General features: G+C 70.5%; 12 protein-coding genes. 8 read left to right on the top strand and 4 right to left on the bottom strand.

Annotated elements, in window-relative coordinates; translation table 11 throughout:
• Nucleotides 1-232 precede the first annotated feature (232 nt).
• The 8 genes from KZX45_RS06785 to KZX45_RS06750 all read left to right on the top strand — a co-directional run bounded on the left by KZX45_RS06785 (nt 233) and on the right by KZX45_RS06750 (nt 6,987).
• Nucleotides 233-1,015 (top strand): ABC transporter ATP-binding protein, encoded by a 783-nt coding sequence (locus KZX45_RS06785; RefSeq protein WP_248256965.1) that lies wholly within the window; start codon nt 233-235, stop codon nt 1,013-1,015.
• On the top strand, nt 1,008-1,700 hold the full coding sequence (locus KZX45_RS06780; RefSeq protein WP_248256964.1) for an ABC transporter ATP-binding protein: 693 nt from the start codon (nt 1,008-1,010) through the stop codon (nt 1,698-1,700). The genes KZX45_RS06785 and KZX45_RS06780 overlap by 8 nt, the downstream gene beginning before the upstream one ends.
• An 80-nt stretch (nt 1,701-1,780) precedes the next feature.
• Nucleotides 1,781-3,040 carry an ABC transporter substrate-binding protein gene (locus KZX45_RS06775; protein ID WP_248256963.1) on the top strand — a complete coding sequence of 420 codons (1,260 nt, stop codon included), beginning with the start codon at nt 1,781-1,783 and terminating at the stop codon, nt 3,038-3,040.
• Nucleotides 3,041-3,081: 41 nt separating this feature from the next.
• Nucleotides 3,082-3,951, top strand: coding sequence for a branched-chain amino acid ABC transporter permease (locus tag KZX45_RS06770; RefSeq protein ID WP_248256962.1), 870 nt, complete (start codon nt 3,082-3,084; stop codon nt 3,949-3,951).
• Nucleotides 3,948-4,979, top strand: coding sequence for a branched-chain amino acid ABC transporter permease (locus KZX45_RS06765; protein ID WP_248256961.1), 1,032 nt, complete (start codon nt 3,948-3,950; stop codon nt 4,977-4,979). Before KZX45_RS06770 ends, KZX45_RS06765 begins: the two co-directional genes overlap by 4 nt.
• Before the next feature lies 1 nt (nt 4,980).
• Nucleotides 4,981-5,721, top strand: a complete 741-nt coding sequence (gene fabG, locus KZX45_RS06760; protein WP_248256960.1) for a 3-oxoacyl-ACP reductase FabG — start codon at nt 4,981-4,983, stop codon at nt 5,719-5,721.
• On the top strand, nt 5,721-6,194 hold the full coding sequence (locus KZX45_RS06755) for a MaoC family dehydratase (RefSeq protein WP_248256959.1): 474 nt from the start codon (nt 5,721-5,723) through the stop codon (nt 6,192-6,194). Before fabG ends, KZX45_RS06755 begins: the two co-directional genes overlap by 1 nt.
• The gene (locus KZX45_RS06750; protein WP_248256958.1) at nt 6,187-6,987 is read left to right on the top strand and encodes an enoyl-CoA hydratase/isomerase family protein; all 801 of its coding nucleotides are present in this window, start codon (nt 6,187-6,189) and stop codon (nt 6,985-6,987) included. Before KZX45_RS06755 ends, KZX45_RS06750 begins: the two co-directional genes overlap by 8 nt.
• A 10-nt stretch (nt 6,988-6,997) precedes the next feature.
• Here KZX45_RS06750 and KZX45_RS06745 read toward each other — a convergent pair whose 3' ends face one another.
• The 4 genes from KZX45_RS06745 to KZX45_RS06730 all read right to left on the bottom strand — a co-directional run bounded on the left by KZX45_RS06745 (nt 6,998) and on the right by KZX45_RS06730 (nt 12,811).
• Entirely contained in the window at nt 6,998-8,464 is a 1,467-nt protein-coding gene (locus KZX45_RS06745) for an aldehyde dehydrogenase family protein (protein WP_248256957.1), read from the bottom strand.
• A 1-nt stretch (nt 8,465) separates the two neighbouring features.
• Nucleotides 8,466-9,611 (bottom strand): alcohol dehydrogenase, encoded by a 1,146-nt coding sequence (locus KZX45_RS06740; RefSeq protein ID WP_248256956.1) that lies wholly within the window; start codon nt 9,609-9,611, stop codon nt 8,466-8,468.
• Nucleotides 9,608-11,539: a GAF domain-containing protein gene (locus KZX45_RS06735; protein WP_248256955.1), complete on the bottom strand. Its 1,932-nt coding sequence runs from the start codon at nt 11,537-11,539 to the stop codon at nt 9,608-9,610. Before KZX45_RS06735 ends, KZX45_RS06740 begins: the two co-directional genes overlap by 4 nt.
• Before the next feature lie 102 nt (nt 11,540-11,641).
• Complete coding sequence (locus tag KZX45_RS06730; RefSeq protein ID WP_248256954.1) at nt 11,642-12,811, bottom strand: CoA transferase; 1,170 nt, start codon at nt 12,809-12,811, stop codon at nt 11,642-11,644.
• Nucleotides 12,812-12,847: the final 36 nt, after the last annotated feature.

Below are 12,847 nucleotides of genomic sequence, written 5' to 3'. Positions count from 1 at the left end.
AAATGACGGGGAGATGGGATTTCCGACCGTACGAGAGGCGCAAATGCCGGCCAATGGGCCACCGGACACAACCTCGCCGACCGGCATGTCCCGCATGCCATGGCGAGAAATGCATCAATTGACGAGACATCACCGGCGCTGTGCGGGCAGTGGACGGTCACACATGCCGAACGGCCGTTTTATGACCGCCCGGACATTGGTCGCCCGACGACACCTCCCTACGGTTTCTGACATGCCCGGAGAACTGCCCAGCGGCGCCGCACCGATGGCGCTCTCGACGCGGGGGCTCACCAAGAGCTTTCGCGGATTCACTGCGGTCAACAATGTGGACCTTGACGTCGCCGGCGGAGAGATACACGCGCTGGTAGGTCCTAACGGTGCCGGCAAGACGACCCTGTTCAACCTGCTGACCGGATTCATCAGGCCGACCTCCGGCACCATCCGTGTGGCGGGCGAAGACATCACCGGGCAGGAGCCCGACCGCATCGCACGCAAGGGGGTGGCCCGGTCGTTCCAGATCACCAGCCTCTTCGAGAACCTCACCCCCCGGGAGCACGTCGAGCTGGCCCTGCAGGGGCGGCGCGGCAGCGGCGGGCTCCGGTTCTGGCGCTCGGACCGTGTCATGCGCGTCTACCGGCCGCGCGCCGACGAGCTGCTCGAGGAGGTCGGGCTCGCCCGGCAGGCTGACCGCCGCTCCGCGACGCTGTCCTACGGGCAGAAGCGGGCCCTCGAGATGGCGCTGGTGCTGGCGCTCGACCCCGGCGTCATGCTGCTGGACGAGCCGACCGCCGGGATGGGCCTCGAGGACGTGGACCGCACGATCGAGCTGGTCCGTCGGATCTCGGCGGACCGCACCGTGGTGCTCGTCGACCACAACATGCACGTCGTCGGGTCGCTGGCGCACCAGGTGACCGTCATGCAGGCCGGCCGGGTGCTCACGCATGGCACCTACGAGCAGGTACGCAACGACGAGCGCGTGATCGCGGCCTACCTCGGGGTGGAGAGCCATGCTTGAGGTGCGCGACCTACGGGCCTACTACGGCGAGGCGCAGGCTCTCCACGGGGTCACCCTGACGGTCCGCGAGGGTGAGGTCGTCACCCTCGTCGGCCGCAACGGCGCCGGCAAGACCACGCTGCTCCGCAGCCTTGTCGGCCTCCACCGCCACCTCGAGGGCTCCATCCTGCTCGACGGCGAGGAGATCTCCCAGCAGGCCCCGCACCGGCGAGCGCGCCTGGGCATGGGGTGGGTGCAGGACGACCGCGGCATCTACTCCAGCCTCACCGTGGAGGAGAACCTCCTGCTGCCCCCCGTCGTCTCCGACGAGGCCTGGCCCCTGGCGCGCGTCTACGACGCCTTTCCCGCGCTGGCCGACCGCCGGCGGGCAGGCGGCGCCACGCTCTCCGGCGGCGAGCAGCAGATGCTCGCCATCGCCCGCGTGCTCCGCACCGGCGCCCGGCTGCTTCTCCTCGACGAGCCGACGGAGGGGTTGGCCCCCGTCGTCGTCCAGCAGATCCGGGAGATCCTCCTGAAGGTCAAGGCGCAGGGCCGGACCGTCCTGCTCGTGGAGCAGAACGTGAAGTTCGCCGCCACCGTCGCCGACCGTCACTACGTCCTGGCGGAGGGAAGGCTGGTGGAGAGCCTGGGCTCCGAGGAGTTCCACCGCCGCCAGGGAGAGCTCTTGACCTATCTCGGACTGTGACCGATCGAACCCCGACCCAGAACCGTGCGAGCGCCCACCACGTCAACAGACAAGTTCACGAAGCGATAAGGGAGTCCTCCATGAACAGCAAAATCCTGGTCGGCCCGGCACTGCTCGCCGGCGGTGCCATGGTGCTCACCGCCTGCGGCGCCGCGGGACCGGCGAGCGGCGAGGCGTCGTTCACCGACGACAAGGTCGTCATCGCGGTCCTGAACGACGCCACCGGCGTCTACAAGGACGTCGCCGGTCCCAACGCGGTCAAGGCCGCCGAGATGGCGGTGGAGGACTTCAAGGCCAAGTACGGCGACGACGCCGTCGTCGAGGACATCTCCGTGGTCAGCGCGGACCACCAGAACAAGCCGGACGTCGCCAACACGCAGGCCCAGGAGCTCTACGACCGGCGGCAGGCCGACGTCATCATCGACGTGCCGACGTCGTCCGCGGCCCTGGCGGTGGCCACCCAGGCGGAGAGCAAGAAGAAGCTGTTCATCAACGTCGGAGCCGGCACGACCGAGCTGACCGGCGCCCAGTGCAACAAGTACACCTTCCACTGGTCCTACGACACCGCGATGCTCGCCAAGGGCACCGGCACCACGGTGACCAGGAACGGCGGCAAGAACTGGCAGATCATCTATCCCGACTACGCGTTCGGCCAGGACATGGACAAGTCGTTCACCCAGGCGATCGAGGACGCCGGGGGCACCGTGAGCGGACACATCGCCACCCCGTTCCCGAACGACAACTTCGCCACCTTCCTGACGAAGGCCGCGAGCACCGACGCCGACGTCATCGGGACGATGCACGCGGGCGGCGACCTGGTGAACCTGGTCAAGCAGTACAACGAGGCAGGGCTGCAGAACGGCGACACGACTCTCGCCGTCGGGCTCATGTTCCTCTACGACATCCACTCCCTGGGCGTCGACAAGTTCGAGAACGTGATCTACACCGAGCCCTGGTACTGGAACCTCGACGAGGAGACCCGCGAGTGGGCGGACCGGTTCGAGGAGGTGACCGGTGCGCGGCCCTCCTCCGGACAGGCCGGTGACTATTCCGCGGCCCTCCAGTACCTCGAGGCGGTGCAGGCCGAGGCCACCGACGACGCCGACACCATCGTCGGCCACCTCGAGGGCAAGGAGATCGACGACATGTTCCTGCGCAACGGCAAGATCCGCGCCGAGGACCACCGAGTCATCCATGACGTCTACCTGGCCGAGGTCAAGGGCGCGGACGAGGTCACGGAGGAGTGGGACTACGTGGACATCGTCGAGACCATCCCCGCCGAGGAGGCGTTCCGGACCGTCGAGGAGGCCCAGGCCGCGGGCTGCGACATGGCCGGCTGACGGACCGACGACGGCGCGGCCAGCTTCCACGGGAGGGACGAATGAACGCGATCGCGCAGTACGCGGTGCAGGGGTTGGCCGCGGGCAGCTTCTACGCCCTGGCGGCCCTGGGTCTTGCGGTGATCTTCGGAGTGCTCGGCGTGGTGAACTTCGCCCACGGTGCCTGCTACATGCTCGGCGCGGTCGCCGCGGCCGTGCTGCTCGACGTCGTGGGCCTGAGCTTCTGGCTGGCTCTGCTCGTGGTCCCGCTCCTGATGTTCCTATTCGGCGTGGTGGTGGAGCGGCTGCTGGTCAGGTGGCTGGTCGCCCTCGACCCGCTGTACAACTTCTTGCTCACGTTCGGGCTGTCCTTGGTGCTGGTCGACCTCGTCAAGCGCCGCTACGGCGTCTCGGGACTGCCCTACACCCCGCCGGAGATCCTCCGCGGTCAGATCTCGGTGCTCGACGTGCGGCTGCCGATCTACCAGGTGTTCGTGCTGGCCTTCTCCGTCCTGGTGTGCCTTGCGGTGTGGCTGGTGATGACCCGCACCCGCGTGGGGACGATTGTGCGTGCCGCCACCGAGAGGTCGGAGCTGACCCGGGCCCTGGGGATCGACGTCAGCCGGTGGGTCACCCCGGTGTTCGGGTTCGGCATTGCGCTGGCCGGTCTCGCCGGGGTGCTCGCGGCACCGTTCCGGGCGGTCACCGCGGACATGGGTACCAGCTTCGCGATCATCCTCTTCGCCGTGGTCGTGATCGGCGGCCTGGGTTCCATCGTCGGAGCCGTGGTCGCCGGGTTCCTCGTGGGCCTGGTGGAGGCGTTCGGGCAGGCCTACGCCCCCACCTTCGCCCAGATCCTGATCTTCGTCCTGATGGCCCTCGTGGTGCTGGTGCGGCCCGCGGGCCTGTTCGGCAGGGAGGAGGCTTCATGACCGCCGACACGCAGCTCGAGGTCGACACCGTCTATGAGCACCGGCAGATGAGGGCCGGCCGCAACGGCCGCAGATGGGCGTTCCTCGCCTCGGCGCTGGTCGTGGCCCTGGCTCTGCCGTGGTTCGTGTACCCGCCGGTCGCCTTCGACATCGCGTGCTGGGCGTTGGCCGCGGTCGCCCTCGACCTGCTGCTCGGCTACGGCGGGCTGCTGTCGTTCGGTCACGCGGCCTTCTGGGGCGGCTCCGCGTACGCCACCGGCCTGATCTCGCTGAGTGTCGGCGCACCGTTCCCGGTGGCGGTGCTCGCCGGCGCCGTCGTCGCCATGCTGCTGGCGCTGCCCATCGGCTACCTGTCGGTGCGACGCTCCGGGATCTACTTCGCGATGGTCACGCTGGCGTTCGCCCAGATGCTCTTCTTCCTCACCAACCAGTGGCGCGACGTCACCGGCGGGGAGAACGGTCTGCAGGGGGTCCCGAAGCACTTCTTCGGGATCAGTGCCGTCGAGACCGACCCGTTCTACTTCTACTACGCCGCCCTGCCGGTCATCGCCCTCGGCATGTGGATCGCCTGGCGGATCGTGCACTCGCCGTTCGGGAAGGTGCTGGTCGCCACCCGGGACAATCCCGCGCGGGCTCGCTCCCTCGGTTACGACGTCGAGAGATATCGGGTGATCGTCTTCGTCCTCTCGGCCGGTCTCGCCGGGCTGGCCGGCGGCCTGTTCGCCGTCAGCCACGGCTTCGTCTCGCTCCAGGAGGTCAACTGGACGACCTCGGGGAAGATCGTGCTGCTCACCGTCCTCGGCGGCATCGGCACTCTCTGGGGCGGCGTGGTCGGAGCCATCCTCATCGTCATCCTCGAGGACTACCTCGCCTCGTCCGGCTTCGACGGCATCGGGATCATCTCCGGCGCGGTGTTCGTCCTGATCATCCTTCTGTTCCGCAAGGGCGTGTGGGGCACCGCCCGGGACTGGATCCACCGCCGCGACGAGCACCGGCGGGCCCGCTCGAGCGACCAGGAGAAGGACTGACATGGGACTGCTGGAGGGCAGGGTGGCTGTCGTCACGGGCGCCGCCCAGGGCATCGGCCTGGCGATCGCGCAGGCATTCGTCCGCGAGGGTGCCACGGTGGTCGTGGCGGATCTCAACAGGCTCGGTGCGGCCGCCGCGGTCGAGAAGCTCGGCGGTGCGGAGGTGGCCTGCGCCGTCGGCTGCGACGTCCGGGCGGCGGCCGACGTCGAAGCCGCCCTCGACGCCGCCGAGGACGCGTTCGGGCCGGTCGACATCATGGTCAACAACGCCGGCATGACCCGCGACGCCACCATGCGGAGGATGACCGAGCAGGACTTCGACGACGTCGTCGCGGTGCACCTCAGGGGCTGCTGGCTGGGCACCCGAGCGGCGGCGGCGCGGATGCGGGAGCGCGGCGGCGGCTCGATCGTCAACGTCTCCTCGATCTCCGGCAAGGTCGGCATGGTGGGCCAGACCAACTACTCAGCCGCGAAGGCGGGGATCGTCGGCCTGACGAAGGCCGCCTCGAAGGAGGTGGCGTTCCGGAACGTGCGGGTCAACGCGATCCAGCCCGGGTACATCAGGACCGCCATGACCGACGCCATGCCGGAGCACGTGAAGGAGGCAAAGATCGCCGAGATACCGATGGGCCGGCCCGGGGAGGTCGACGAGGTCGCCAGCGTCGTGGTGTTCCTGGCGAGCGACCTGTCGAGTTACATGACCGGTACGGTGCTCGAGGTCTCCGGCGGCCGACACATCTGATGAGGACCTTCACCTCCGTCGGCGATCTGGTGACGGCCACCGGAGAGCACCTCGGGCTCAGCGGCTGGGTGACCGTCGACCAGGGCATGGTCGACGCCTTCGCCGACGTCACCGGGGACCGGCAGTGGATCCACGTCGACCGCGAGCGTGCCGCGTCCGGCCCCTACGGAGGTCCGGTGGCGCCCGGCTACCTCCTGCTCTCGCTGCTGCCGATGCTGGCCGCGCAGGTCTACGAGGTGCGGGGCGTGACTGCCGCCGTGAACTACGGGCTCGACCGTGTCCGCTTTCCGGCCCCGGTCCCGGTCGGCTCACGCATCCGCGCCGACGTGGAGCTGGTCTCGGCCGAACCCGGCTCCGGCGGAGCGACCCAGGCCGTCGTCCGCCTGACCGTGTGGGTCGACGGCGGCACCCGGCCGGCGTGCGTCGCCGAGACGGTGCGCCGATTCATCCCTGACGGAGGAAGCGGTGCCTGAGGAGACCCTGCTCGTCACCCGCACGGACGCCGTGCTGACGCTGACGATCAACCGACCGCACCGCAAGAACGCGCTGGACGACGCGACGATCCAGCTCCTGCACGACCAGCTGGCGGACGCCGGCGAGGACGCGCGCGTCCGCGCCGTCGTGCTGACCGGCGCCGGCGGTGACTTCTGCTCCGGTGCGGACGTCGGAAGCCCGCGGCGCGCGGGCCACCCGGTGGACCGCATGCGGTGGCTCGCCGCCACGGCGGCGCTCCTCATCGACCTGCCCAAGCCCGTGATCGCCCAGGTGTCCGGCGTGGCGGTCGGAGCCGGCTGCAACCTCGCCATCGCCGCGGACTTCGTCGTCTGCACCCCGGACGCAAGGTTCTCGCAGATCTTTGCCCGGCGCGGCCTGTCCCCGGACTTCGGGGGCACCTGGCTGCTGCCGCGCACAATGGGGCTGCTGCAGGCCAAACGCCTGGCCCTGCTGGCCGAGATCATCGACGCGGACGAGGCCCTCCGGATCGGACTGGTCACCTGGGTCCGGCCGGCGGAGGAGATCGACCGGTTCGTCGACGACCTGGCCAGCCAGCTCGTGGCCGGGCCACCGGTCGCTCTCGCGCAGACCAAGGCGATGCTCAACCAGGCCGCCACGCAGAGCCTGCAGGCGGCGCTGGACAACGAGGGCCGGGCCGCCGCCGTCAACCTCGCCACGGACGCGATGGCCGCCAGGCAGGCCTACGTCGACAGGGTCGAGCCGGTCTTCGACGGCCGCTGGCGGCTCGACACCACGGTCAGGCGGCGGTGAGCCGGGCGCCTCACCTGAGCGCGGCGCGCGCCGCCGCCTGCCGCGGCGCCGAGGCCGGTCCCTTGCGGACCGAGAGGGACTGCGTGTTGGTGTACTCCAGCAGCCCCTCGACCCCGTTCTCCCGGCCGATCCCCGACTGACGGTGGCCGCCCATCGGGAAGAACGGAGACAGCACCTGCACCTCGTTGACCCAGACCACCCCGGAGCCGAGGCGCCGGGCGATCTCCTCCGCACGGGCGTAGTCCGCGCTCCACACCGACGCGCCGAGGCCGTAGCGGCTGTCGTTGGCGCGGGCCACCACGTCATCGACGTCGGTGAAGGACAGCATGGGCACGATAGGGCCGAACGGCTCCTCGGTGACCAGCCGGGAGTCCTCGGGCGGCCGCCCCACGACGACCGGGCCGACGAAGTAGCCGGCGTCGTGGTCGACGGGGACCTCGACGAGGAACTCGTCGCCACGCTCCCGGGACTCGGCGATGAAGTCCTGCACCACCTCGTACTGCCGGCGGTTCTGCAGCGGGCCGAGCTGGACCCCCTCGTCCATGCCGTTGCCGATCCTCACGTCCGCGGCGACCCTGGCGAGGTGGTGCGCGAACTCCTCGAAGATCTCGTCGTGGACGTACAGCCGTTTCGTGGCGAGGCAGTACTGGGAGGAGTTGTTGAAACAGGCCCAGAACAGCTTCTCCGCCGTCGCGGCCACGTCCACGTCGGGCATGACGATGGCGGGATCGTTCCCGCCCAGCTCCAGGGTCACCCGGGCTAGGTGCTGCGCGGCCGAGGCCATCACCCGCTTGCCGGTCTCGGTGGAGCCGGTGAAGGCGATCTTGTCGATCCCGGGATGGGCGGTCATCCACGGGCCGAGCTCGTCCCCGCCCGTGACCACGCTCAGCGCGCCGGCAGGCACGACGTCCCGAGCCAGCTCGCCGAGCACCAACCCGGTCAGCGGGGTGTTGGGCGAGGGCTTGAGGACGATCGTGTTGCCCGTCAGCAGCGCGGGACCCACCTTCCACAGCGCCAGGCTCACCGGGAAGTTCCACGGCACGATGGCCCCTACCACGCCCAGCGGGACGCGCCGGACGGTGACCACCCTGTCGGCGTCGTCGACCACCACGACGTCGTCGATCTCGAGATCCGCGAGCGACCGGATCCACTGGGCGGCGCGCACGACCTCGGTCCGGGCGTTGGTGCGCGGCTTGCCCTGCTCCTGGGTGAGCAGCGTCGCCAGCTCGTCCGCGTGCTCGGTGATCCGGCCGGCCAGCTGCCGGACGACGTTCTTGCGTTCCGCCACCGGTGTCGCGGCCCACGCCGGCTGGGCGTCACGGGCGCCCTGCACGGCCAGGTCGAGCTGGCCGCGGCCGGCCCGGGGAGCCGATGCGATCACCTGCTCGGTCGCCGGGTCGACCACCAGGAGGGGCTCCAGGTCTCCCCGGGCGGGCTCGCCACAGATCGTCATCGTGAACTCGCGGTCGAGCGTCATGTCACACCTCTCCGGTCGTCGGGCTCTGGTCCCGGGCGTGGCGGCCGACGGACGCCGGCGTGGGCGCGCCAGGCTGGGACAGGACGATCCGTCCCCGGACGGTGCCGGCGGCCAGGGCGTCCAGGGCGGCGTTGAGGGCATCGGCCCCGAGCTCGCCGCCGATCACCGGGGTCTGCGGCAGGCCGCCCCGTCGGGCGAGCGCGATCAGCTCCTCCAGCTCGGCGAGCGTGCCGACGAAACTTCCCCGGATGGTCAGGCACTTGATGGCCACCAGGGCGGTCGGGATCGTGACCTCCCCGCCGAAGAGCCCGACGCTGACCAGCGTCCCGCCCTTGGCCAGCGCACCGAACGCCAGGTCGGCGGTCTGGCCGCTGTTGACGAAGTCGACCGCGGCGATCAACGGGCCGCCGAGCCGGGTCACCACGTCTGCGGACCCGAGGCCGGCGGAGGAGTTGATCGCGATCCGGGCGCCCATGCCCATGGCCAGCGCGAGCCGGTCGTCGTTGACGTCGATCACCGCGATCGCGCGGTGGTCCAGCGCCCTGAGCACAGCGACGGCCATTAGACCGACGCCACCCGTGCCGATGACGGCGACCCAGTCCTCCGGGTCCAGGGGCATCACCTTGCTGACGGCGGAGTAGGAGGTCAGTCCCGAGCACGCCAGGGTGGCCGCCCAGGGCTCGTCGAGGCCGGTGGTGTCCAGCAGGTAGCGCTCGTGCGGCACGTGGACCTGCCGCGCGAAGCCGCCGAACCGCTGGATCCCCAGCATCTGCCCGTCGGCGCAGTAGTTCTCCCGGCCGACCCGGCAGTGCCCGCACTCGCCGCACCCCAGCCACGGGTAGACGAGCCGCACGTCGCCCCGGCGCACGGTCGCGACGTCCGGGCCGACGGCGACGACCTCGCCGAGGATCTCGTGCCCGGCCACGAGCGGGAAGGTGACCCCGCGGGTCGACATGCGCAGGAAGCCCCGGCTGCCCAGGTCGTAGCCGCCCTCCCGCAGGTGCATGTCGGTGTGGCAGACGCCGGTCTGCCTGACCTCCAGGAGCACCTCGTGGCCGCGAGGCTGCGGGGTCGGCCAGGTCAGCGTGACCACGTCGGCGCCCTCGGCGGGCAGGGCGAAGATGTCCATCTGCTGCTCCTCGGTCATCGTCCGTCTGCCGATCGGGACCGATCCAGCAGGGGTGCCAGCGCCAGCGCCAGGCGGATCTCCAGCTGACGCTCGGGCTCGTTCCAGGACGGTCCGAGGAGCCGGGTGATCCGTTCGAGCCGTTGGCCGACGGTGTTGGGGTGGACGTGCAGGTCCGCGGCGGCCTGGGCGACGTGCTGCCCGCGGGCGAAGTAGGTCTGCAGGGTGCGGACGAGCTTGGTCCCCCGTTTCCTGTCGTACTCCAGTACCGGGCCGAGCTGCTCGCCGACGAACTCGTCCACCTTCATGGCCCCACCGAGCAGCAGCCCGGCGAACCCGAGGTCGGCGACGGTGGAGACGTCACCGCCCCGGCCGAGGGCCAGCAGCACCTCGACGCAGCGCGAGGCCTCGCCGTGGCCTCGCACCAGCTCCTCGGTGCCGCTCACCGGTCCGGCGACGCCGACGGTCACGTCCTTGGCGACGGGGGCGAGGGCCCGCGCCACGAGCTTCCCGGCCGCGCGCGGGTCGGTGCCGGGGAGCAGGACCACGAGGCGGCGCCCGAGCACGGTCGACAGTCCGTGCTCGGCGGCCACCAGGCGCTCGGCGGCCTGGTGGAGCTGCGAGCGCTGACCCTGCAGGTCTGCCACGACGACGACGTGCGCGGCATCCAGGTCGACGCCCAGCCGCCGCGCGCGGTCGTGCCGTGCCTCGTCGACGGTGCCGTCGCTCATGACGAGCTCGGCCAGCAGGTCGCCTCTCAGCCGACTCTCGGTGTCCGCGACCGAGCGGCGGATCAGGAGCAGGAGCGCGGTCACCGTCGCGGCGCGCTCGAGGATCCGGCGCGTCACGTGGTCCACGGGGCTCTCGCGGTCGAGCACGAGCGCCGCACTCGGCTCGGTGCCGATACGGACCGGGGTCGCGCACCAGCCCGCGTCCACCAGGGTCTGGTTCTCGGTGATCGAGCGGGTCGCCTCGTCGATCTGCTCGGGCGTCAGCGGGGCCGACCGGGGGCTTCCGGCGAGCTCGGTCCCGTCGGGCTCCAGCACGTGGACCCGGCCGCCGAGCACCTCCCGGATCTCGTGGACGACGTCGTGCACGCTGCCGCCGCGCAGCACCAGGTCGGCCAGCCGGTCGTGCGCGTCCGACGCCTTCTCGATGCCGCCGATGTGGTGCTCGAGCAGGGTGCTGGTCGTCTTGAGGTCGGCCAGGGCCGAGCGGGTCTCGGTGAGCAGCCGGGCGTTGTCGATCGCCACCGACGCGTGCGCGGCGAGGGAGACGAGCAGGTTGACGTCGTCGCGGGAGAACGCACGCGGCGACCGGTTGGCCGCGTAGAGCACGCCGATGACCTGCCTGCCCAGGAGCATCGGCACCCCGAGGATGGCGGTCAGCCCCTCGGAGCGGACGGCGGCGTCCACCGACTCGGGGTGCGTGAAGCGCTGGTCGGCGAAGTAGTCGTCGGTCCACAGCGGCGAGCCGCTGCTCGCCACGGCGCCCCCCAGGCCTTCGCCCGACGGCAGCCGCATGGCCCGGAACTCCGGCGTCAGGATGCCGTCGGTCACCCGTTCGTAGGCGACGTCGTGCTCGGCGTCACGCAGGGTCAGGTAGGCGGCGTCGGAGCCGAGCAGCTGGCGGACCCGGGCGACGATGGCCTCCAGCACGTCGTCCACGTCCTTGAGCGCCGCCAGGTCGTGCACGGTCTCGAACAGCGCAGAGAGCTCGCGCTCCCGGCGCCGCCGGTGGCGCTGGCTGGCGCGCACCCGCAGCGCCTGGTTCTTCGCCCTCTCGATCTTGACCAGCACCTCGGGCGGCAGCCCGGCGGCCCTGGCGGAGATCACCGGCCCCTCGAACTCGACGGCGCGAGCCTCTCGCGTCAGCAGGTCGAGAAACTCGGCCATGAAGTCTTCCGCCCCCGCGTCCGCCTTTGGCCTCAGGGCAACGAGCCTGTCCATGGGCTCAAACGTAGGACACAGGTAAATGGCTGACCATGTCCCCGGTTAACACCATTCCCCGGGCAGGTTGAGTGTGCGCGGAACATAAGCACGAATTCATTCTTAGATCACGCGCCGGTCCCGGAGGGCTGCGAGATCGGCGTCGCGCAGGCCGAGTGCGCTGTAGACCGCCTCGTTGTCCGCCCCCACCGTCTTCGCCACGTCCCGGGCAGGGGCCGCGACCTGCCGTTGGCTCGTGAACTTCACGACCCTGCCCGGTACGGTCGCCGTCACCCCGTCGTAGTCCACCTCAGCGAGCATCTGGCGCTCGCGGACCTGGGGGTCGTCGAACAGCTCGTCCACCGTCCGGACCGGTCCGCAGGCGATCCGCCGCTCCTCGAGCAGCGACAGGACCTCCGCACTGCTGTGCTGCCGGGTCCACTCGCTGATGGCGGCCTCGAGCTGGTCGTAGTCACGGAGCCGGGCCGCCGGGTCGGCGTACTCGTGATGCGGCTCGCCGTACTCGCTCCGGCCGATCAGCTGCATCAGTCCCGCCCACATCGCCGGCGACATCGGGGCCAGGTAGACGTACCCGCCGTCCTTCGTGGGGAAGACCGACGCGAAGGCGTTTGCGCTGCGATTCCCTCCGCGTGACGGCACCGAGCCCATCGCCGAGACGTAGGAAGGGTTGTAGGCGAACATCGACAACGTCGAGTCGAGCAGGGACACGTCGACGAACTCGCCCCTCCCGGTCACCTGTCGCCGGTAGAGCGCGGCCAGGATCCCGATGGTCGCGTGGAGGGCGGCGACGTGGTCGGAGACGAAGAGGCCTGCCTTGACCGGCGGGCCGTCGGGAAATCCGGTGAGGTCCACCAGGCCGGACATGGACTGCACGATTCCGTCGAAGGAGACCTTCTCCCGCAGCGGGCCGGTGCTCCCGAACCCCGTGATGTGCGCGACGACGATGTCCTCCCGGTAGCCCCGCAGCGTCTCGTAGTCCAGGCCGAGACGCTCCGGGACCCCGTACGCGTAGTTGGTGAGCACCACGTCGGAGCGCTCCACGAGATCCCGCACGACGGCACGGGAGTCGTCGTGCTTGAGGTTCAGGGTCACCGCCTGCTTGTTGCGGTTCATCGCGGCGTAGTAGAGGCTGCGGCCCCGATGCATCGGTTCGGCCGAGCGTGACGCCTCGCCCGCAGGCGGTTCGACCTTGATGACCTCCGCACCGAGATCGGCCAGTGTCTGCCCGCAGTAGGGTCCGGCGATGTAGTGAGTGAATTCCAGGACCCGCACGCCCGACAGCATCGACACGGTCAGGCCCGACGTGAG

Source organism: Georgenia sp. EYE_87 (assembly GCF_023148685.1).
Taxonomy (GTDB): Bacteria; Actinomycetota; Actinomycetes; order Actinomycetales; family Actinomycetaceae; genus Georgenia.
Note: the sequence above shows the minus strand (reverse complement) of the source record. Positions and strands in the feature narration are given on the sequence as shown.

What these genes read in the sequence shown, in the direction of transcription:
- KZX45_RS06785 (WP_248256965.1), top strand. Translation starts at nt 233, where the DNA reads ATGCCCGGAGAACTGCCCAGCGGCGCCGCACCGATGGCGCTCTCGACG.
- KZX45_RS06780 (WP_248256964.1), top strand. Translation starts at nt 1,008, where the DNA reads ATGCTTGAGGTGCGCGACCTACGGGCCTACTACGGCGAGGCGCAGGCT.
- KZX45_RS06775 (WP_248256963.1), top strand. Translation starts at nt 1,781, where the DNA reads ATGAACAGCAAAATCCTGGTCGGCCCGGCACTGCTCGCCGGCGGTGCC.
- KZX45_RS06770 (WP_248256962.1), top strand. Translation starts at nt 3,082, where the DNA reads ATGAACGCGATCGCGCAGTACGCGGTGCAGGGGTTGGCCGCGGGCAGC.
- KZX45_RS06765 (WP_248256961.1), top strand. Translation starts at nt 3,948, where the DNA reads ATGACCGCCGACACGCAGCTCGAGGTCGACACCGTCTATGAGCACCGG.
- fabG (WP_248256960.1), top strand. Translation starts at nt 4,981, where the DNA reads ATGGGACTGCTGGAGGGCAGGGTGGCTGTCGTCACGGGCGCCGCCCAG.
- KZX45_RS06755 (WP_248256959.1), top strand. Translation starts at nt 5,721, where the DNA reads ATGAGGACCTTCACCTCCGTCGGCGATCTGGTGACGGCCACCGGAGAG.
- KZX45_RS06745 (WP_248256957.1), bottom strand. Translation starts at nt 8,464, where the DNA reads ATGACGCTCGACCGCGAGTTCACGATGACGATCTGTGGCGAGCCCGCC.
- KZX45_RS06740 (WP_248256956.1), bottom strand. Translation starts at nt 9,611, where the DNA reads ATGACCGAGGAGCAGCAGATGGACATCTTCGCCCTGCCCGCCGAGGGC.
- KZX45_RS06735 (WP_248256955.1), bottom strand. Translation starts at nt 11,539, where the DNA reads ATGGACAGGCTCGTTGCCCTGAGGCCAAAGGCGGACGCGGGGGCGGAA.